Here is a 20,032-nt window from a genome sequence, read left to right as displayed (position 1 = left end):
CCGGCCTCCGCGGGATGGTGCCCGCCCTCGATCTTCCCGGACCGGCCGCCGATGTTTTGCTTGAGGACTGGCGTAATGCGCGAAAGATGGGGCATGGTCTTCGGCTCGGCGACTTCGAATTGCAAAATGCGAAGCAGCTTGCGTAAACCAAAGGATATAGCTGTCGCCGCTGCTCACCCTTATGGTCATAGCAAACGTCGGGCCATACCCGTCCGCCCGGGTCGCGGACGGGCCGGGCGGACGGGGAGCGGACGGCAGCGCAAAGCGGGAGATCTGATTCATGTCGCAACGCATCACCGGATTTTGGCTCGTGCTGGCGGCGCTGAGCGGCGGCATCGCGGTGGCGACCGGAGCCTATGCGTCGCACGGGCTGTCCGATGCCCGTTCGGTCGAACTGTTCCGGATCGCCGGGCAGTACCAGATGTGGCATGCCCTGGCGCTGGGCGGGGTCGCGACGCTGGCCCGCTTCGGGGCGGCGGGCCGGGCAGGCTGGCTGCTCGGAGTGGCGGGCTGGTGCTTCCTGCTCGGCACCTTGCTGTTCTGCGGGGCGCTCTACCTCCTGGCGGTGCAAGGACCCAGCCCGCTGGGTGCCGTGGCACCGGTCGGCGGGATGGCCTTCATGGCTGGCTGGCTGGCCCTGGCTGTCGTCGGGGTGCGCTGGATGACGTCCGGGGCAGGTCGGGGCGCGGGTGGGTGATTCAAACGACGGCGGCGCTATCCTCGGTCGCCGGTGCGTCCATCCGGTCCGGCTGCGGCGCACAATAGAGGTCGTGGAGCACCTTCATGACGGCCGCCGCTTCGCCGCCCTGGAGGGAATAGTAGATCGTCTGCGCCGACCGGCGGGTGCGCACCAGATTGTCCCGGCGCAGCCGCGCCAGATGTTGGGAGAGAGCGGACTGGCTCAGGTCGACCAGCGTCTCCAACTCCCCGACCGACTTTTCCCCCAGGGCGAGGTGGCAGAGGATCAGCAGTCGGCGTTCGTTGCTCATCGCCTTCAGCAGCTTGCTCGCTTCGCGGGCGCTTTCCTGAAGATCCTCTATGGTCATACTGACGCGGTTCTCTCGCTGCCGCCGGCCGCCCCGGAACCGGCATGGAAAAGGGCTGAGATAGACTGATAATTCTAAAGCCTGGGTTACATATCGGCGATCCGGCCGGCTCCGTAAAGCCAATTCGCCGCTCCGCCCGTCACGCGACCGGATGCGGCGCGGCCGGGCTTGCCGGCAGGCGCGTGCTGGGCGTAAGCCGGTCCGCTCGTATCAGCTTTCGCCATCAGCATTCAAGGAATACCGCCATGGCAAATCACACCCTCGACGCCAAGGACCTGACGTGCCCGCTGCCCGTGTTGCGTGCCCGCAAGGCGATGAAGCACCTGGCTCCCGACGACGTCCTGGTGATCGAGGCGACCGATCCCGCCGCCACGAAGGATTTCCCCGCTTTCTGCGATGCGACCGGCCACAAGCTCCTGTCGGTCGACCATGACGGCGCCGTCTATACCTTCAGGATACGGAAGGCGGGTTGACCGGGCGCGGCAAGATGGCGCTCCCCCCTCCCGGGAATAGTTGCGGCGGGAAGGCCGCCGTTCGCGGATACTCGGGAGAGCCGCGCCTTCGCTGTCGGGGGCTGACGCTCCGGCAAGGGAGGATGCGCGGTATGCCGTGAGGCTGGATTCGGAAGATTCCCGATGCAAACCGGGGAGTGATCTGGGACCATGCCCGTCACGCGGGGAAACGCTCAGAAAAAGAAGAAGACCGATGTATACCTCCCTTTTCAGCCATCCCTCCTGCATCGACCATGACACCGGCATCGGGCATCCGGAATGCCCCGAGCGCCTGAAGGCCGTCCTGGCGGCGCTGGAGGGCGAGGCTTTCCACTTCCTCGACCGCCGCGTCGCGCCGCGCGCCGAGATCGAGCAGCTCGCCCGGGTCCATCCGATCTCCTACATCGAACGGGTGCTGGCCGCGATCCCGACCGAGGGCCATGTCGAGCTGGACAACGACACCGTGCTGTGCCCCAGCTCCGGGGAGGCGGCGCTCCGGGCCGCCGGCGCCGTGTGCGCCGCCGTCGACGCCGTCATGAGCGGTGAGGCGCGCAACGCGTTCTGCGCGACCCGGCCGCCCGGCCACCATGCCGAGACGGCCCGGGCGATGGGCTTCTGCCTGTTCAACAATGTCGCGGTCGGCGCAGAGCATGCCCGCAAGGTCCACGGCATCAGCAGGGTCGCCGTGATCGACTTCGACGTCCATCACGGCAACGGCACCCAGGACATCTTCCAGAACGATCCCGGCCTGTTCTACGCCTCGACCCACCAGGCCCACCTGTACCCGAACACCGGGCTCCTGGAGGAGCGCGGCGTGGCCGACAACATCGTGAACGTGCCGCTGCCGGAAATGGCGGGCAGCCCGGAGTTCCGCCACGCCATGATGACCCGGATCTTCCCGGCTCTGGAGCATTTCCAGCCGGAGCTGATCATGATCTCGGCCGGCTTCGACGCGCACACCCGCGACCCGCTCGCAAGCCTGCACCTGGTCGACGACGACTATGTCTGGGTGACCCGCAAGCTCGGCGAGTTCGCGCGCGAATACTGCGGTGCACGCATCGTATCCACCCTGGAAGGGGGGTACGACATTCGCGCCCTTGCCTCAAGTTGCGCTGCGCACGTACAGGAACTGATGGCGGCGTGATCCGCCGGGCCTCCACGTCAGGGGGATCGGTCCGCCTTCGCAGTCCGACAGCCAACCCGGACTTGCGGACAGGCCGGCGACCGCCCTAAAGTCGCCAAGGTACCCTGGTGACGGTAGGATGATGGCTGACTCCGCAATACCCCCCGATGTCGCAGCGCTGAGTTTCGAAGACGCTCTCGGCGAGCTGGAGCGGATCGTGCGCCAGCTCGAGGAGGGCCGCGCCAAGCTCGACGACGCGATCTCGTCCTACGAGCGCGGCACGGCGCTGCGCCGCCACTGCGAGGCCAAGCTTCGCGAAGCCCAGGCGAAGGTCGACCGGATCACCGTTGCCGCCGACGGCTCGATCGGCGCCGAACCCGCGCGGATCGAATAGTGGCTAACGAACTCTCTTCCGCCATGGGCGAAGCGGCCGAACTGGTCGAACAGGAAATCGACCATCTCCTGCCGATGTCCGACACCACCGAGGCCAAGCTGTTCGAGGCGATGCGCTACGCCTGCCTGGGCGGCGGCAAGCGGCTGCGTCCCTTCCTGGTCATGACCAGCGCCGGCCTGTTCGGCGTCGCCCGCGACTGCGCGGTGCGCGTGGCGGCGGCCGTGGAGTTCGTCCACTGCTATTCGCTGGTCCACGACGACCTCCCGGCGATGGACGATTCGGACCTGCGGCGCGGCCGCCCCACCGTCCACAAGCGCTTCGACGACGCTACCGCCATCCTGGCCGGCGACGCCTTGCTGACCCTCGCCTTCGAGGTGCTGGCCGATCCCGAGACCCACGAGGATCCCAAGGTCCGGTGCTCGCTGGTCGCGGCGCTGGCCAAGGCGGCCGGCATGCATGGCATGGTCGGCGGCCAGATGCTCGATCTGATCGCGGAGACGACGCAGTTCGACATGGGAGCCACGACCCGGCTGCAGCGGCTGAAGACCGGCGAGATGATCGCCTTCTCGTGCTGCGCCGGCGCCATCCTGGGGCGCGCGTCGCCGCCCCAGATGCATGCCCTGCACAATTACGCCCACGATCTGGGCCTTGCCTTCCAGATCGCCGACGACCTGCTCGACATCGACGGCGACCCGTCCGTTACGGGCAAGCCGGCGCGCCAGGACGCGGCCGCCGGGAAGGCGACCTTTGTCTCGATCCTGGGAGTCGAGCGGGCGCGCGACCAGGCGCGCCTGCTGGCCGACCAAGCCGCCCGTCATCTCGAGATTTTCGACGGCAGGGCGGATATCCTGAAATCCGTCGCAACCTATGTCGTTGAGCGGCGTCATTGAGCGGCGCGCCTGACCAGAGGAGGTTGTATTGACCGCACCCAGCAATACCCCGTTGCTCGATCGCTGTACCGTTCCGGCCCAGATCCGGAAGCTCAAGCCCGATCAGCTCCGGCAACTGGCGGACGAGCTTCGGACGGAGACGATCGACGCGGTTTCGGTGACCGGCGGCCATCTCGGCGCCGGCCTGGGCGTAGTCGAGCTGACGGTGGCGCTCCACCATGTCTTCGACACGCCGGACGACCGGCTGATCTGGGATGTCGGCCACCAGGCCTATCCGCACAAGATCCTGACCGGGCGGCGCGACCGTATCCGCACGCTGCGCCAGGGGGGAGGGCTGTCCGGTTTCACCAAGCGGTCGGAAAGCGAGTACGACCCGTTCGGCACGGCGCACAGCTCGACCTCGATCTCGGCCGGGTACGGCATGGCCGTCGCGAACCGGCTGTCCGGCAAGCGCAACCATGTGGTCTGCGTGATCGGCGACGGCGCCATGAGTGCCGGCATGGCCTACGAGGCGATGAACAATGCCGGCAGCGACGACAAGTCCCGCCTGATCGTCATCCTCAACGACAACGATATGTCGATCGCCCCGCCGGTCGGCGCCATGAGCGCCTATCTGTCGCGGCTGATCTCGTCGAAACCGTACCTGAGCCTCCGCCATCTCGCCAAGGATATCGCCGAGCACTTCCCCCGGCCGCTCAAGCAGGCCGCCCGCCGGGCGGAGGAATATGCCCGCGGCATGGTGACCGGCGGCACCCTGTTCGAGGAGATGGGCTTCTACTATGTGGGGCCGATCGACGGCCACAATCTCGACCACCTGCTTCCGGTGCTGCAGAACCTGCGCGACACCGAGGACACGGGGCCGGTCCTGGTCCATGTGGTGACCCAGAAGGGCAAGGGCTTCGCACCGGCGGAGGCTTCGGCCGACAAGCTCCATGCCGTCTCCAAGTTCGACGTGGTGACCGGCGCCCAGGCCAAGGCGAAGTCCAACGCGCCGACATATACCCGTGTCTTCGCCCAGGCGCTGATCAAGGAGGCGGAGGCTGACGACAAGATCGTCGCGGTGACCGCCGCGATGCCGTCCGGCACCGGCCTCGACCTGTTCGACAAGCGCTTTCCCGACCGCCTGTTCGACGTCGGCATCGCCGAGCAGCATGCGGTCACCTTCTGCGCCGGGCTGGCGACGGAGGGGTACAAGCCCTTCGCGGCGATCTATTCGACCTTTCTTCAGCGTGGTTACGACCAAGTCGTCCACGACGTGGCGCTGCAATCCCTGCCGGTCCGCTTCGCGATCGACCGGGCCGGGCTGGTCGGGGCCGACGGCGCCACCCATGCCGGCGCGTTCGACATCGCCTATCTGGGCTGCCTGCCGAACATGGTCCTGATGGCCGCCTCGGACGAGGTCGAACTGATGGACATGGTGGCGACCGCCGCGGCGATCGACGACCGGCCCAGCGCGTTCCGCTACCCCCGCGGCGAAGGCGTCGGCCGCGACATGCCCGAGCGGGGCAGGGTGCTGGAGATCGGCAAGGGCCGCGTGGTCCAGGAAGGCAGCAAGGTGGCGCTTCTGAGCTTCGGCGCCCGCCTGCAGGAGTGCATGTCCGCCGCCCAGGACCTAGCGGCGCGCGGCCTGTCCACGACCGTCGTGGATGCACGGTTTGCCAAGCCGCTGGACGAAGACCTGATCCGCCGTGTCGCCGCCTCGCACGAGGTCGTGATCACCATTGAGGAGGGTTCCGTCGGCGGCTTCGGCAGCTTCGTCCTGCACTTCCTGGCCGGTGCCGGGCTGCTGGACCATGGAATGAAGATCCGGTGCATGGTGTTGCCCGACCATTTCCTGGACCATGACACGCCCGTGAAGCAGTACGAGGAGGCCGGCTTGGCGGCACGGCACATCGTAGCGACCGCCCTGAAGGCGATGGGCGTCGACGGGGCCGCTCAGGGACTGGCCGGACAAGGCGCCGCACGGGCGTAGCCTGAGGCATGGCGCTGGGCCGGTACGGGAAGTACAGGGAGGCGGCGTGCCTTGCCGCGTCGGGCGACGATGGCCGCAGGTGCCGATCGCCCGATCAGCGCGCGAGCGGGCTTCGCCTTGAACGCGCCCCACGCGGCTGAAGAAGGCTGAAGTCGGCAACTCCCGAGTTTCGCGGGTGATGCGCGGGACCGCCATGACTTCAGGAGATCCTGGATTTGATCAACCCGTTTCCTGCGGCGCGGCGCCGGCAAAGTCGCGCCGGCCCCTTTCACCACGTCACCTGTCCGGTCGGATGCAGTAGAACTGCGCAGGCCGGAAAGTCATGTGGCATTCAAGTTCGCTCTACTTTTGGGATGTTGCATTGCGTAAGAAACATTCCGTATCACACGGGATGAATTCGGCAGGAATCGAGACCCGCGATCGCCTTCTCATCACCGTATCTAATGGTATTAATCACACCGGTTAGGGTCCCGGTATTATTGCCCGGAAAAGATTTAGTATGAATACTGAGAATGTCGCTGTACGTAGAGTCCTGTGGGCGATTGCGCTCGTCTTATCCTTGATGCTTGTTTTTCAGGATCAGATCGCGACGGGATTTGCCGTAACGACTGGTGACCGGCTTGATGGAATAATCCAAATCAGCATTCTTGAACATTGGAATAACGTTTACAGAGGCCTATCGGACTGGGACACGACGAACTACTTCTTTCCTTACGATAGTACACTTGCCTACAATGATGGCTATTTCCTGTTCGGGCTTTGGCATGCCTTGTTCAGAGCTGCCGGGGCGGACCCCTTCCTCTCCGCTGAGCTGGTGAATTTTGTCTTTCGCATAATTGGGTTCTCCGCGACGTTCGTTCTGTCGCGCCAGGTCCTGCGTTTGGAGTTTGGCTGGGCGCTGCTGACGGCTGTTCTTTTTACCGTCAGTTCGGGCACGTTCCTGCAATCCGGCCATGCACAGATATTGACCGTATCGTTGGTGCCGTTGTTCGTGTGGCTTGCTGCGCGGATGGTGTCCGGTCTGGCCATGGACAGCCGGGCGGCGGCACTGGGGTGGGGAACCGCAGCAGTCGTGCTATACGCGGCGTGGTTGCTTACCGCCTTTTACACGGCATGGTTCCTGGCGTTCTACACCCTTCTCTGTCTCATAGCTTTGCCTTTTACCGGACAGGTCGGCAGGTCGATAGGCTACCGAGGGCTGCTTCTGGCTCGGCGTCATGCATTGGTCCTGGTGCTGTTGCTCGGGGTCACGGCGATCAGCCTGATCCCCTTCCTTGAGCTCTATCTTCCTCGTGCGGCAGAGACGGGGATGCACGACTACTCCCAGGTGTCGCCATACCTCGGGGCGCCATTCACGCTATTCAATGTCGGACCTGACAATCTGCTCTACGGTGGTATTTTCCAGAAGGTGAATGCGGACTATCCCGACATTTTCCCCTTGAGGGGGGAGCACGTCGTCGGGATTCCCCCGGTGCTGCTGATATGCTTTGTCAGCAGCGCGATATGGTGCTGGAAGCACGTACCGGTCCTGCGGGCGCCAATCATCGCTGTCGTCCTGTTCTGGGCCTTGACGGTCAATATCGGCGGCAGTTCGCTCTGGATCTGGATCTATCAGACGGTTCCAGGTGCCAAGGCGACCCGTGCCGTTGTCAGATCCTACATCTTCCTGGCAGGGCCGGTGGCCGTCATAGCGATAATCGGGCTGGCCGGGATGTTCAGGATGCGGGGCCACGTTCTCTTGCCGGTGGGACTTGGAATGCTGCTGGTGATCGAGCAATTGAACACCGGGAGTGTCGCGTTGCTCGATCGTATGGAGGAAAAGCGCCGGCTCGCCGCCCTTCCTCCGCCCCCCGCGGAATGCCTGGCCTTCGCAGCCATGGTTTCCCGTGAAGGCAAATCGCCGGACCAGCCGGATCTGCTGAAGCAGTACAGCCATAACGTCGATGCGATGCTCATTGGAGAAGTGATTGATCTCGAAACCATAAACGGGGTCTCTACATTCAACCCGCCAGACTGGAACTTCAATGATCCTACGCGGTTCGACTATGCGCTGCGCGTCAAGGATTATGCGGACAAGTACGACATCGAAGGACTTTGCGGCCTGGACATTGCCGCTCTTCGGTGGGATCAGGAGATCAACTCATCTGCTCCCATGCCTTCAATGCCGCTCGCCCAGCCCATGGAGGTGGGAACCGGAAAGCAGGGTTCGCTGGCTCTCGGCTCGGATTGGTGGCCCAACGAGAGCTGGGGAACTTGGGGGCGCGCGCATGCGACGCTTTGGATCATGCCGCCTGCACCTGGTAACGATGCCTTCCGGTTGACAGTCGTGGCACAGGCCTTTCCTCATGCTCCGGCGCCGTCCCAGCGCGTGAAGGTGTTCGCCGACGGCGAGTTGGTGGCGACCTGGAACGTGTTGCCGACGCCGGCCGAGTTTTCTGCCGTTCTGCAACGGCCCAAGGGCCAGGCGATCAAGGTGGAGTTTGTCGCCGAGGACCCCGTAAGCCCGAGCTTGCTCGGAACGAGCCTCGACAGTCGAGTGCTGGGCCTGGGTTTGATGGAATATCGTTTGGACCCGCTGTCTCGCGACAAACTTCCCTGATGGCGATCCACGGGCTTGCTCGACCGATGCGGGGAGCTTGGCGATGTCAGATTTGTTTGGAAAGGAAGACCCGGGCATGACGCGATCGCGCGTGGACAATCTGCTGGTCGAGCGCGGCCTCGTCGAAAGCCGGTCAAAGGCGCAGGCGCTGATCATGGCCGGCCTCGTCTATTCCGACACGCTGCGCATCGACAAGGCTGGCCAGATGCTGGCGGCCGATGCTCCGCTCTCGGTGAAGGGGCAGGACCATCCCTGGGTGTCGCGCGGCGGGCTGAAGCTGGTCGAAGGGCTGGACCATTTCGGCATCGACGCCGAGGGCTTGACCTGCCTGGATGTCGGCGCCTCGACCGGCGGCTTCACCGACGTCCTGCTGTCCCGCGGAGCCGCCAGGGTCTACGCGGTCGATGTCGGGCATGGACAGCTTGCCTGGAAGCTGCGGCAGGATCCGCGCGTGGCGGTGCTGGAGCGGACGAATGCACGCAACCTCTCCGCGGCGGAGATCCCCGAGGCGGTCGATCTGGTGGTCTGTGACGCCAGCTTCATCAGCCTGATGACCATACTGCCGGCGCCGCTGAGCCTGACACGGCCGGGCGGCTGGCTGGTGGCGCTGATCAAGCCCCAGTTCGAGGTGGGCAAGGGCCGGGTCGGCAAGGGCGGTGTGGTTCGAGACCCCGAACTGCACCGGGAAGTATGCGACACCGTCTCCACCTGGCTGTCCGGGCTACCCGGGTGGCGCGTCCTGGGCATCACCGAAAGCCCGATCCAGGGACCGGAAGGGAACCGGGAGTTCCTGATCGGGGGTGTCCGGGAGGGCTGACGGGCCACCCCTCCCGAGAGGCGCGCGTCACAGAATGAACACGGCCGGCCAACGACTCCTTGCCGGTAAATGACGCGCCACAGACCCAGCGCCAGCAGACCGGGACATTCCATGACGGCACAAACAACCACAAACGGAACAAGCCCCGGCAAGAAAGATGGCCTGGAAGTTTTCCGGTACGCCAATGCCTCGATCCCGGTTCTTGTCTGGCTGGCGCCGCTGGCCTCCGGGCTCCTGTCCCTGTACATGGGCAAGAGCATGGCCTGGGACCTGCTCCACTATCATTATTACAACGGCTATGCCTTTCTGAACGACCGGCTGGGCTACGACATCCTGCCTGCGGTATTCCATACCTTCCTCAACCCCGTCCTGGACATCGCCTTCTATGTCGGCGTGGAAACCCTGCCGGCGCGCGCCGTGGGATTCATCCTCGGTGCCGTCCATGGCATCAACGTGATCCTGCTGTTCCACTGCGCCCGCCTGGTTCTCGGACCGAGGGTCAGGGGATCTTCCGCGATGCCCAACCTCCTTCCGGGCTTCCTGGCGGTCACGGGCTTCGGGACGGCCGCCGCCATGGGCACCCTCGGTTCTTGGCATCATGACCTGATCGCCAGCCTGTTCTTCCTGGGCGCGCTCGTGATCCTGCTGGCCAAGCCCGGCAGCCGCGCCGCGCGCTTGCCGAAGTTGCTGCGTCCGGCCTGTGCCGGGCTGGTGGTCGGGATCGGGTTGGGGTTGAAGCTGACCCTGGCGCCGTTCGTGCTGGCGATCGTCGCGGCGCCCCTGGCGGCCATGGGCCGGGCGGGAGACCGTATCCTGGCCTGCGCCGCGGCCGGGACGGCGGCGGTCGTGGGGCTGCTGCTGTCGGCCGGCTTCTGGATGGTGCGGATGCAGGCCGAGTTCGGCAATCCCTTCTTCCCGTTCTTCAACCGTCTGTTCGGATCGCCCTTCGCCGGTGCCGGGGACGGCCGGGACCTGCGCTACCTCCCGGCGGACGTGCTGGAATATCTGGTCTATCCCGTCATCTTCAGCTTCGATGCCGACCGTATTTCCGAGGCGCCCTGGCGGGACTTCCGCCTGCTGGCCGCCTTTGCCGTGGCGGTCGCCCTGCTCGTCGCCGCCCTGACAACCCGCATGGTCCGCTGGCGGCTGAACGGCGGTGTCTTCACCGGCTCCAATGCCCGGATGCTGCTGTGGACGGCGCTGGTCGGCTATGCCGGGTGGCTGGTCCTGTTCTCGATCTACCGCTACGCGGTACCGCTGGAAATGCTGGTTCCGCTGCTGCTCTGCGTCATGCTCGTGGCGCTGCTCGGCGCCCGGGCCGGCGCGTATGCCACCGTGGCCTGCTGCCTTGCGCTGGTGGTGACCACCAGCAAGGCGGACTTCGCCCGCAAGGACTGGAACGACGATCCGTTCGTCGGGGCATCCGTTCCCGTGCAGTACCGCAGCCTGCGGGACGCCGTGATCCTGATGGCGGGGCGCAGCGCCGATGCCCACTTCATTCCAGCCTTCGACCCTTCCAACCGGTTCATCCGGCTGGACGGCTTCGATTATGCCTACAGGGCCGACGATCCCTTCACCCGGCAGGCTGCGGCGGTCGTCTCGGGACATGAGGGACCCGTGTTCGGGATGTTCCGTCGCGACCGGCGCGGACAGGGCGTCGAGGAGGCGTTCCGCTCCTTCGGCTTCGCGATCGAGGACGACAGCTGCGCCAAGGTGGAATCGACGGTCCGCCCTCCGGAGCCGACATTCCTGTGCCGGCTCTCCCCCCTCGGGCGACGTTAACGCAGCAGCCCTGTCGGCGGCATGGACAGGGTCTCGGCGGCGGGGTCGCGGACCAGCGGGGCCAGTTCCCGGAGCAGGGGCTGAAGCCGCGTCAGCACAGCCGTGGTGGCGGCCGTTTCGGACCGTCCGGACACCAGGTCGAGCGCCTGCCGCCAGGGCGATTCCGGCTCGGGGAAGAGCCGAAGCGTCACGCCGGCATCGCGGGCCAGGCCGGCGGCTTCCCGGGCGAAGCCCAGCGCCGCGTCCATGTCCCCCAGATCGTCGACCAAGCCCAGCGCCTTGGCCTGGGAGCCGGTCCAGACTCGACCCTTGGCGATGTCCCGCACGGCAGCGGCCGGAAGCTTGCGTGCCTCCGCGACGTTCCGCACGAAAGCGCCGTAGATGTCGTCCAGGATCGCATCCAGCCGCCGGGACTCGCTGTCGCTGTAGGGTGACAAGGGCGACCACATGGTGGCGTTTTGGCCCCGGGTCACCTGCTCCCAGTCGACACCCAGCCTGTCCCAAAGTCCCGTCGTCACCACCTTGCCGGCGACGACGCCGATCGACCCGGTCAGGGTGCCGGGCTGGGCGACGATCCTGTCGGCGTTCATGGCGATCCAGTAGCCGCCCGAAGCGGCGGCTTCGCCCATCGACACGATCACTGGCTTGCCGGCTTCCCGCGCCTTGACCAGCGCCCGGCGGATCGTCTCCGAGGCGACGGCGGAACCGCCGCCGCTGTCGATACGAAACAGGATGGCGCGCACCTTGGGGTCTTCGGCCGCCTCCTTGAACGCGGCGGCGACGTCCTCCGATCCCATCGACGCTCCGCCCATCAGCGGATCGACGCCACTCTCGCCCCTCTGGATGGAGCCGGTGCCGTAAATCAGCGCGATCGTCGGGCCGGATTCATGGGGTCGACCGGCGACGTCCAGATAGTCGCCGCCCTCTACCAGTTCGGCGCCGGCCCCGGCGCGGTCCAGCGCGGCCCCCCTGATCTCGTCGAAGTATCCCAGCTGGTCCACCAGCTTCGCCTCCACGGCTTCGCGGTCCAGGAACGGTCCCCGATCCAGCAGCTGGCGCAGGCCGGCAGGGTCCATGCCCCGTCCCTTGGCGATCCCGGAGACGAGCTGTTCATGAAGGTCGCCGACCAAGGCTTCCATCATCTCCCGGTGCGGTTCCGTGAATCCCCGCTCCGTGAAGGTGTTCATGAAACTCTTGTATTCTTCGCGGTGCCGCAGCTCTGGCTGGACCTGCAACTCGTCCAGCGCCTCGCGGGCGAACGGGACCGTGGCGCCGATGCCTGTCAGCCCGACCATGCCGACCGGCTGAAGCCAGATCCGGTCGAACCCGCTCGCCAGGTAGTACGCGCGGTCGCCCGGCCCCAGTTCGCCGAACGTCTCGGCGAACGCGTACGCGAAGCGTCCGCTGTCGCGGAACCGCTGGATCGCGGCGCGGAGCTCCTGGATCTTGCCCGTACCGATCCGGTCGCCGCCGAGCCGAGCCACGACGCCCTTCACCCGCGGATCGCTCCGCGCACGGTCGAGCGCGTCGACCATGTCGCGCAGGCTTTCCGTACGTGCGAACAGCGCGCCCGCCAAAGGGTCGTCGGGCACGTACTCCGCCAGCGGCTGGTCCAGGTCCAGTTCGAGCACGATGGTCTCGGGAACGGGCTCCTCCCGCTCCAGGGCGCGGTAGGCGAGATAGCCGCCGCCGGCCGCCAGCAGCACGGTGATCAGGCCGATCAGCGCGAAAAGGCCCTTGATGAAGCGGAACATCATGTCTCCCGAATTGGCCCGCGCCGGCTGCAAACCCGACCGCTGGGCGCCTTACCGGTCCATTCCGTGGTACTCGGGGTTGGGAATCATATCAACCGCCGAAGCGACCCGGTTGGACATGTTGTAGAAACCGGCGACGTCGGCGATGTCGAAGATGTCGGCCTCCGTGAAGCCGGCGTCGCGAAGCGCCTGCCGATCCTCCTCGCCCATCAGGTGCGGCGTCACGGTCAGCTTCCAGGCGAAGTCCAGCATGGCGCGGTGGCGCGGCAACAGAGGCGCCACGCGATAGTTCATCACCAGCATCTCGCCCAGCTGCGGATCGCCCGACAGCCTGCGGACCGCCTGCCCGTGGGCGACGAGGCAGTAGTAGCAGCGGTTGGCGGAGGATACCACGACCGCGATCATCTCGCGCTCCAGCTTGTCCAGGCCGCTGTCGCCCAGCATCAGCTCGTTGTACAGCTTGATGAATGTACGCAGCTTCTCCGGCCGTGCGCTGTAGGATCGCAGCACGTTGGGCACCAGGCCGAGCTTGTCCCGGCATTTGGCGAAATAGGCCTGAAGATCGTCGTCCAGGGTGTCCGCGTCGGGTACGGGCAGCGCCATCGCGTGATTCGGCTGTGGCATCTCTGTGTTTCCTCCTGGGTAATGGCGGATCTGTTTTGACCCGTCTATTGTGCGGCCCGTACACTGTCCTATGTAGGCGGTACGGATTCAAGCCCGGTACGGCGGTGGACGACATCCGCCCCGTACGTCGTTCGCGCTCCAACCCGCGGGCTCCCTTTTGTTGATGGTTCCTTTCCCATGACTGCCGTCATCGGTGCCGAAACGGCCTGCGACACACGCCGCATCACCGATCTCCTGACCGAATTCCGGGAGAACCTTCCGGCCGATCGCGTCAGCCTCGCCGACCTCGTGGACGCCCTGCGTCATCGTGCGTTCGGCGGATTCATGCTCGCGATGGCCTTGCCGACGCTGCTGCCGCTCCCGATCGGAATGGCGATCGTGTTCGACCTTCCGCTGGTCCTGCTTTCCGTCCAGCTGATGATCGGGCGACAGTCGGTCTGGCTGCCGCGCGGGCTGCTCAGGGGCAGCATCAAGCGGGATCAGGCGGCGCGCATGCTCGACAGGCTCATCCCGCGGATGCGCCGGCTCGAAGGTGTGCTCAGGCCACGCATGCTGTGGCTGACCTCGCCCCTCGGGGAGCGCCTGATCGGCGCCCTGTGCGTCGCCCTGTGCGTCGTGCTGATGACGCCTATTCCGCTGCTGGGCTGGTTCCCGGCGATCGCGTTGTGCGTGATCTCACTGGGACTGGCGGAACGCGACGGCATGATGCTGATGGCCGGGTTCGGCCTGAGCGTCGCGACGGTGTTCGTTTCCGCCGCGATCCTCGCCGGCGTCGTCCAGGCGGGCGAAGCCCTGTTCCCGGCCCTCGGCCTCTAGCCGGGCCTCCGGGGCGGCCTGCCGTCCCAGGATCGCTCCGACCACGTGGCGGAGTTGGTCGGCCTGGACGGGCTTGTGCAGCAGATGGCTGCCGTTGGCGCGTGCCTCTCGCAGCCGCTCCGGCGCGGTGTCGCCGGTCATGATGATGGCCGGCAGGTCCGGCGACACGCGGGACCGTGCCAGCGCCACGGCGTCCGCACCCGTGCTGCAGCCCGGCAGGCGGTAGTCGGCGATGATCAATGCCGGCACCGTCTCCAGCCGGCCGAGGCTGTCGGCCAGTTCCTCGATGGTCTGGGCCGTGACGACCGGCAGCCCCCATTCCTCGAGCAGCATTTCCAAGGCTCCCATGACGGCGGGATCGTCCTCGATCAGGAGCACGGGACGGCAGGCCAGGGTGCCGGCGTCCGCGTCGTCGCGGGACTGGAGTTGCGGACCCGGCTCGGGCACGGACGCCGCGACCGGAATCGTGACCGAGAAGACCGATCCTTTTCCGACGGTGGAGCGGAGGGCCACGGGGTGGCCCAGCATCCTGGCGATCCGGCTGACGATCGCGAGGCCGAGCCCGAACCCGCGGCTGCGGTCCCGCTCCGGGTTGCCGATCTGGTAGAACTCCTCGAAGATCCTGTGCTGCTGCTCCTCCGGGATGCCGGCTCCGGTATCCGCGACCTCCACCCGCAACAAGGCGCCGCGGCGTCGGCAGCCGAGCAGGATTCGGCCCGATGCAGTATGCGTAACGGCGTTGGCCAGCAGGTTGCGCAGGATGCGGATCAGGAGGTCCGGGTCGGTGGCGACGTTGGTCGCGCACGGCACTGTCCGCAGGGTGATGCCCTTCAGTTCGGCCTGGGGGGCGAACTCGGCGTGCAGACGCGACAGGATCTCGCCGACCGGGACGGGCCGGGGGGTCGGCTCGATCAGCTCCGCGTCCAGGCGTGACAGGTCGAGCAGGTCTCCCAGCATGCCGTGGACGGCGTCGATCGAGGACCGCACCCGCTCCAGCACCTCGCGCGCCTTCGGGTCCGCGATCCTGCCGTCCAGCACGCCCAGGAACAGCGATGCCGCCTGGATCGGCTGGCGCATGTCGTGGCTGATCGCGGCCAGGAACTGCGACTTCGCCCGGCTGGCGCGCTCCGCCTCGGCCGTGGCGGCGGCGAGCTTGTTCTCCGAATTCTTCAGCGACGTGACGTCGGTGGATATGCCGCAGACATAATGCCTGCCGTTCCGCTCATCGCTCACGCGGAACTTGCGGGCGAGGTATGTGTGGACCTCGTCGCCGATGACCGCCGTCTCCTCGAAGGTCTGCGGCTCGCCGGTTTCAAGGATGATACGGTCGTTAGCCTGGAACTGCGCGCACATTTCCGGCGGGAAGAACTTGTCGTCCGTCTGTCCCCGGGCCTCCGCGTCGCTGACGTGGAAGATCCGCTCGCAGTGCGGATTGATCTTCACGTAGCGTCCCGCTTCATCCTTGATGTAGAGGATGGCCGGAACCTGGTCGAAGAAGGCCTGAAGGAAATGGCTCAGATTTACATCCTCCACTTCCTTCGCGCGATCGCCCGTCCCGGTCTCATTGTCCGTTTCGGCAGGCATGTTGCGCATTACCACCCTGAACCGTTCTCTTCGCTATCGAAGTGAAACAAGCGGAGGATGGAATCGGTTCAACGGAGATTTGAAAAGAATGCCGCGAACCCGGCGGCGCTTCCGGTTGTGCCATTCACCCCCCGCATTGGGCGCGGTGGCGCATCATGTGGTCGGCCAGGACGCAGGCCATCATCGCCTCGCCGACCGGCACCGCCCGGATGCCGACGCAGGGATCGTGCCTGCCCTTGGTCAGGATCTCGGTCTCGTTCCCGTCGAGGTCAACGGTCAGGCGCGGCGTCAGGATCGAGCTGGTCGGCTTGACGGCGAACCTGACCACGATGTCCTGCCCGGTGGAGATCCCGCCCAGGATGCCACCGGCATGGTTGGACAGGAACTGCACCGAGCCGTCCGGGTTGCGGCGCATCTCGTCCGCATTGGCCTCGCCGGACAGTTCGGCGGCGCCGAAGCCGTCGCCGATCTCCACCCCCTTGACCGCGTTGATGGTCATCATGGCGCGGGCGAGATCGCTGTCCAGCTTGTCGTACAGCGGATCGCCCCAGCCGGCCGGCACTCCGGACGCCACCACCTCGATGACCGCGCCGGTGCTGGAGCCGCTCTTCCGGACCTCGTCCAGGTAGGTCTCCCAGCGGGCCGCCGCTTCGGCGTCGGGGCAGAAGAACGGGTTGGCGTCCACCTGACCCCAATCCCAGCGTTCGCGGTCGATCCGGTGCGGCCCGACCTGGACCAGCGCGCCCCGGATCGTGACGCCGTCGCCCAGGGCCTTGCGCGCGATCGCCCCGGCGGCGACCCGGCAGGCCGTCTCCCGCGCGGACGACCGGCCGCCGCCGCGATAGTCGCGGATGCCGTACTTTTCCTGGTACGTATAGTCGGCATGCCCGGGCCGGAACTTGCGGGCGATGTCGCCATAGTCCTTGGACCGCTGGTCCTGGTTCTCGATCATCAGCGAGACGGGCGTGCCGGTGGTCAGCCCCTCGAACAGGCCGGACAGGATACGTACCGTGTCCGGTTCGCGCCGCTGGGTGGTGAACCGGCTTTGTCCCGGCTTGCGCCGGTCCAGGAAGTGCTGGATGTCCGCCTCGCTGAGCGGCAGCCTCGGCGGCACCCCGTCCACGACGGCACCGATGGCGATCCCGTGGCTCTCGCCCCAGGTGGTGAACCGGAAGGCCGTGCCGAAGCTGTTACCCGCCATTGTCTCAGCCCTTGGCCGCGCTGGAGGATCCCTGTCCGGTCAGCCCCTGCAGGAGCTGGGCCGTCTCCGCCGCCGAATCCACGGCCACCATGCCGACGGTGTGGTAGCCCGCATCCACGTGGTGGACCTCGCCGGTGACGCCCGAGCCCAGGTCGCTCAGCAGGTAGAGCGCCGAGCCGCCCACTTCCGAGATGGTGACGTTGCGCTTCAGCGGGGCGTTCAGCTCGTTCCACTTCAGGATATAACGGAAGTCGCCGATGCCGCTCGCGGCCAGGGTCTTGATCGGTCCGGCGGAGATCGCGTTGACACGAATGTTGTGGCCGCCTAGATCGACGGCGAGATACCGTACGCTCGCTTCCAGGGCCGCCTTGGCCACGCCCATGACGTTGTAGTGCGGCATGACCCGTTCGGCCCCGTAATAGGACAGGGTCAGCAGGCTTCCGCCGTCGGTCATCAGGGGAACGGCGCGCTGGCAGCACGCGGTGAACGAATAACAGGAAATATCCATCGTACGCGCGAAGTTGGAGCGCGAGGTGTTGAGATACTTGCCGTCCAATTCGTTCTTATCCGAGAAGGCGATCGCATGCACCAGAAAGTCGAGCTTGCCCCACTGGTCCTGAATGGCCTTGAAGGTGGCGTCGAGGCTCGCTTCGTCGGTCACGTCGCACGGCACGACGATCGGGGACCTGACCGACTCGGCCAGCGGCTTGACGCGCTTGCCCAGGGCGTCGCCCTGATAGGTGAACGCGAGTTCGGCGCCGTGCGCGGCGAGCGCGCTGGCGATACCCCAGGCGATCGACCGTTCGTTGGCCACGCCCATGACCAGGCCACGCTTGCCGGCCATGAGTTGGGAGGAAGTAGACATCGAGGCCTCGTGTTTTTGCTGTCGGCGCTTGAAAGCGGCCGGCATCGTACACCAAAGAAAATGCCGGTCAAAGGTGGGATGGGGCGTGGCGGACCGGACGGGAAAAGCGGTTCGCATATGCCGATGACCGCCTCGACCGCGCTCCGCCAGCCGCGGGAGCATCCGTGATGCAGTTCCAGCTCAGCCGGACCTCGGAAAAGATCAAGGGGCTGCCGTTGCGGCTGCGCGATTTCGCCAGCTTCATGCAATACCTGTTCAAGCGGTATTTCGAGGACGACTGCCTGACCACCTCGGCGGCGCTGACCTACACCTCGCTGCTGGCCGTGGTGCCGCTGATGACCATCGGCTTCGCGATCTTCCGGGCCTTTCCCGCCTACGAGACGCTTCAGCAGCAGGCGCAGACCCTGATCCTGCGCAACCTGGTGCCGGAAGTCGGCGACGCCATCCAGGACACGATCATCCAGTTCGCCGGCAATGCCGGTCAGCTCACCGCGTTCGGCATCGTCGGCCTGGCGATCACCTCGGTCATGCTGTTCTGGACGATCGAGGGCTCCTTCAGCGCCATCTGGCGGGTGTCCGAGCCGCGCTCGCTGATCACGCGCCTCCTGGCGTTCTGGGCGATCCTGACGCTGACGCCCCTGCTGTTCGGCGCCAGCCTGTCGTTCTCCAGCTACCTGCTGGCGACGTTCCAGTTCAACACCGAGGCCGAGATCATCCGGACTTGGCGGCTGATGCTGCCCGGGCTGTTCGAATGGATCGGGTTCACGCTCATCTACTTGCTGATCCCCAACCGCGCGGTCCGCTGGCAGGATGCCGTCCTTGGCGCCTTCATCGCGGCGGTCCTGCTGGAAGTCTCCAAGGGCCTGTTCGGCTGGTACATTACCCAGTTCCCGGCCTACCGCACGATCTACGGAGCCCTGTCGAGCATCCCGATCTTCCTGCTCTGGCTCTATATCGCCTGGTCCACCGTGCTGATCGGCGCGGAGGTCGCGGCGGCCCTGCCGGAATGGCGGGCCGGCAAGATCACCAAGATCGGTCCCGAGGGATTGCTGCCGGCCCAGCGGGTCGCGGTGGCGCTGGCCGTGCTGGCCGAACTGCTGCGCGCCAGCCATCTGGGGGTCGGCATGCGCCGCCGCACCCTGATCGGCCGGGTGCCGGTCGGGGGCGCGGTGATCGACGGCATGCTGGAGCAGCTGCGGCAGAGCCACTGGGTCGCCCGGACCAGCCAGGGCGCCTGGGTGACCACCCGCGACCTGAGTTCCTCGACCCTGCACGACCTGCTGAAGGGCCTGGGGATCGGCCTGCGCGGAACGGTTCGCGGCGTCGGAGCCCTGGACGCGCCCTGGCAGGAACGGTGCGCCAAGCTGCTGGAGGCGGCGGACGAGGCCGAGAAGGACCTGCTGTGCATCCCGATCAAGGACCTGCTGTGCCCGCCGCATGAAAGCGCCGAGTTCCTCAGCTTCAGCCACAGCCGCCGTCGCGCCGGGGAGTGATCCCGTGCCGTTCGATGCGCGTCGCGGAATTCTCCTGGCCTTGTGACGGCGCGCACTGCCCTGGGTCCCGCCATTTGCGACGGGTACCGTGCAAAACGCGGTTCAGGGAGAGAGTGATGGCGGTTTCGTTTGTATTGAATGGCAAGCCGGTCACCTTGGACGTCGATCCGGAGATGCCATTGCTGTGGGCGATCCGGGATTTCGCCGGTCTGACGGGAACCAAGTTCGGCTGCGGCATGGCCCAGTGCGGAGCCTGCACGGTGCATGTGGAGGGCCAGCCTTCCCGGTCGTGCTCCATGGCGGTCGGCGATGTCGACGGGCAGGCCGTCACCACCATCGAAGGCATTTCGGGCAAGGCGGCGACGGCGGTCCAGGCCGCCTGGGAACGGGTCGAGGTGCCGCAATGCGGCTACTGCCAATCCGGCCAGATCATGTCCGCGGTCGCCCTGCTGGAGCAGACGCCCAAGCCCAGCGACGACGACATCAACGCGGCGATGAGCGGCAATATCTGTCGCTGCGCGACCTATGTGCGCATCCGCGCCGCGATCCATGACGCTTCCGGCATGATGGAGGGCTGATCC

The 20,032-nt window shown here is 66.2% G+C and carries 17 protein-coding genes and 1 pseudogene; 12 read left to right on the top strand and 6 right to left on the bottom strand.

All coding sequences use genetic code 11. The features are described 5' to 3' along the window. Window positions 1–280: 280 nt before the first annotated feature. Window positions 281–697: a DUF423 domain-containing protein gene (locus JL101_RS16400; RefSeq protein ID WP_203097388.1), complete on the top strand. Its 417-nt coding sequence runs from the start codon at window positions 281–283 to the stop codon at window positions 695–697. Window position 698: 1 nt separating this feature from the next. Here JL101_RS16400 and JL101_RS16395 read toward each other — a convergent pair whose 3' ends face one another. Further along, a complete protein-coding gene (locus tag JL101_RS16395; RefSeq protein WP_203097387.1) occupies window positions 699–1,046 on the bottom strand; it encodes an ArsR/SmtB family transcription factor in 348 nt (115 codons plus the stop codon). A 245-nt stretch (window positions 1,047–1,291) separates the two neighbouring features. On the opposite strand from JL101_RS16395, the gene JL101_RS16390 reads away from it, so the two are divergent. The 8 genes from JL101_RS16390 (at window position 1,292) to JL101_RS16355 (ending at window position 11,114) form a co-directional block, all read left to right on the top strand. After that, the gene (locus JL101_RS16390; protein WP_203097386.1) at window positions 1,292–1,519 is read left to right on the top strand and encodes a sulfurtransferase TusA family protein; all 228 of its coding nucleotides are present in this window, start codon (window positions 1,292–1,294) and stop codon (window positions 1,517–1,519) included. Window positions 1,520–1,751: 232 nt separating this feature from the next. Then, window positions 1,752–2,681: a histone deacetylase family protein gene (locus JL101_RS16385; protein WP_203097385.1), complete on the top strand. Its 930-nt coding sequence runs from the start codon at window positions 1,752–1,754 to the stop codon at window positions 2,679–2,681. A 121-nt stretch (window positions 2,682–2,802) separates the two neighbouring features. Continuing rightward, complete coding sequence (locus tag JL101_RS16380; RefSeq protein WP_203097541.1) at window positions 2,803–3,054, top strand: exodeoxyribonuclease VII small subunit; 252 nt, start codon at window positions 2,803–2,805, stop codon at window positions 3,052–3,054. 23 nt (window positions 3,055–3,077) lie between these two features. Further along, the gene (locus tag JL101_RS16375; protein WP_203097540.1) at window positions 3,078–3,944 is read left to right on the top strand and encodes a polyprenyl synthetase family protein; all 867 of its coding nucleotides are present in this window, start codon (window positions 3,078–3,080) and stop codon (window positions 3,942–3,944) included. 28 nt (window positions 3,945–3,972) lie between these two features. Further along, on the top strand, window positions 3,973–5,916 hold the full coding sequence (gene dxs, locus JL101_RS16370) for a 1-deoxy-D-xylulose-5-phosphate synthase (protein WP_203097384.1): 1,944 nt from the start codon (window positions 3,973–3,975) through the stop codon (window positions 5,914–5,916). A gap of 499 nt (window positions 5,917–6,415) precedes the next feature. Continuing rightward, window positions 6,416–8,515, top strand: coding sequence for a hypothetical protein (locus tag JL101_RS16365; protein ID WP_203097383.1), 2,100 nt, complete (start codon window positions 6,416–6,418; stop codon window positions 8,513–8,515). A 76-nt stretch (window positions 8,516–8,591) separates the two neighbouring features. Continuing rightward, window positions 8,592–9,332, top strand: a complete 741-nt coding sequence (locus tag JL101_RS16360; RefSeq protein WP_203097382.1) for a TlyA family RNA methyltransferase — start codon at window positions 8,592–8,594, stop codon at window positions 9,330–9,332. A 111-nt stretch (window positions 9,333–9,443) separates the two neighbouring features. Next, complete coding sequence (locus JL101_RS16355; RefSeq protein WP_203097381.1) at window positions 9,444–11,114, top strand: hypothetical protein; 1,671 nt, start codon at window positions 9,444–9,446, stop codon at window positions 11,112–11,114. Here JL101_RS16355 and sppA read toward each other — a convergent pair. Next, window positions 11,111–12,871, bottom strand: a complete 1,761-nt coding sequence (gene sppA / locus JL101_RS16350) for a signal peptide peptidase SppA (protein WP_228434868.1) — start codon at window positions 12,869–12,871, stop codon at window positions 11,111–11,113. The two genes, JL101_RS16355 and sppA, sit on opposite strands and share 4 nt — an antisense overlap. Before the next feature lie 48 nt (window positions 12,872–12,919). Further along, entirely contained in the window at window positions 12,920–13,492 is a 573-nt protein-coding gene (locus JL101_RS16345; RefSeq protein WP_203097380.1) for a peroxidase-related enzyme, read from the bottom strand. Between the two features lie 177 nt (window positions 13,493–13,669). On the opposite strand from JL101_RS16345, the gene JL101_RS16340 reads away from it, so the two are divergent. Continuing rightward, window positions 13,670–14,308, top strand: a complete 639-nt coding sequence (locus tag JL101_RS16340; RefSeq protein WP_228434866.1) for an exopolysaccharide biosynthesis protein — start codon at window positions 13,670–13,672, stop codon at window positions 14,306–14,308. A gap of 99 nt (window positions 14,309–14,407) precedes the next feature. On the opposite strand, the pseudogene JL101_RS16335 reads toward JL101_RS16340, so the two are convergent. The 3 genes and pseudogenes from JL101_RS16335 to fabI form a co-directional block, all read right to left on the bottom strand. Then, window positions 14,408–15,892 (bottom strand): annotated as a pseudogene (locus JL101_RS16335) (hybrid sensor histidine kinase/response regulator); the annotation flags it as partial. 124 nt (window positions 15,893–16,016) lie between these two features. Next, entirely contained in the window at window positions 16,017–17,093 is a 1,077-nt protein-coding gene (gene aroC, locus JL101_RS16330; RefSeq protein WP_203097378.1) for a chorismate synthase, read from the bottom strand. Window positions 17,094–17,097: 4 nt separating this feature from the next. Beyond that, entirely contained in the window at window positions 17,098–17,958 is an 861-nt protein-coding gene (gene fabI, locus JL101_RS16325) for an enoyl-ACP reductase FabI (RefSeq protein WP_203097377.1), read from the bottom strand. A gap of 167 nt (window positions 17,959–18,125) precedes the next feature. Here fabI and JL101_RS16320 point away from each other — a divergent pair, with 167 nt between their 5' ends. After that, on the top strand, window positions 18,126–19,451 hold the full coding sequence (locus JL101_RS16320; RefSeq protein WP_203097376.1) for a YihY family inner membrane protein: 1,326 nt from the start codon (window positions 18,126–18,128) through the stop codon (window positions 19,449–19,451). Between the two features lie 116 nt (window positions 19,452–19,567). After that, window positions 19,568–20,029 carry a (2Fe-2S)-binding protein gene (locus tag JL101_RS16315; protein WP_203097375.1) on the top strand — a complete coding sequence of 154 codons (462 nt, stop codon included), beginning with the start codon at window positions 19,568–19,570 and terminating at the stop codon, window positions 20,027–20,029. The last annotated feature ends 3 nt before the right edge of the window (window positions 20,030–20,032 follow it).

This window comes from Skermanella rosea, from assembly GCF_016806835.2.
In the GTDB taxonomy this organism is placed as follows: Bacteria; Pseudomonadota; Alphaproteobacteria; order Azospirillales; family Azospirillaceae; genus Skermanella; species Skermanella rosea.
The sequence above is the reverse complement of the archived record's forward strand: the minus strand, read 5'-3'. Positions and strand labels throughout refer to the sequence as shown.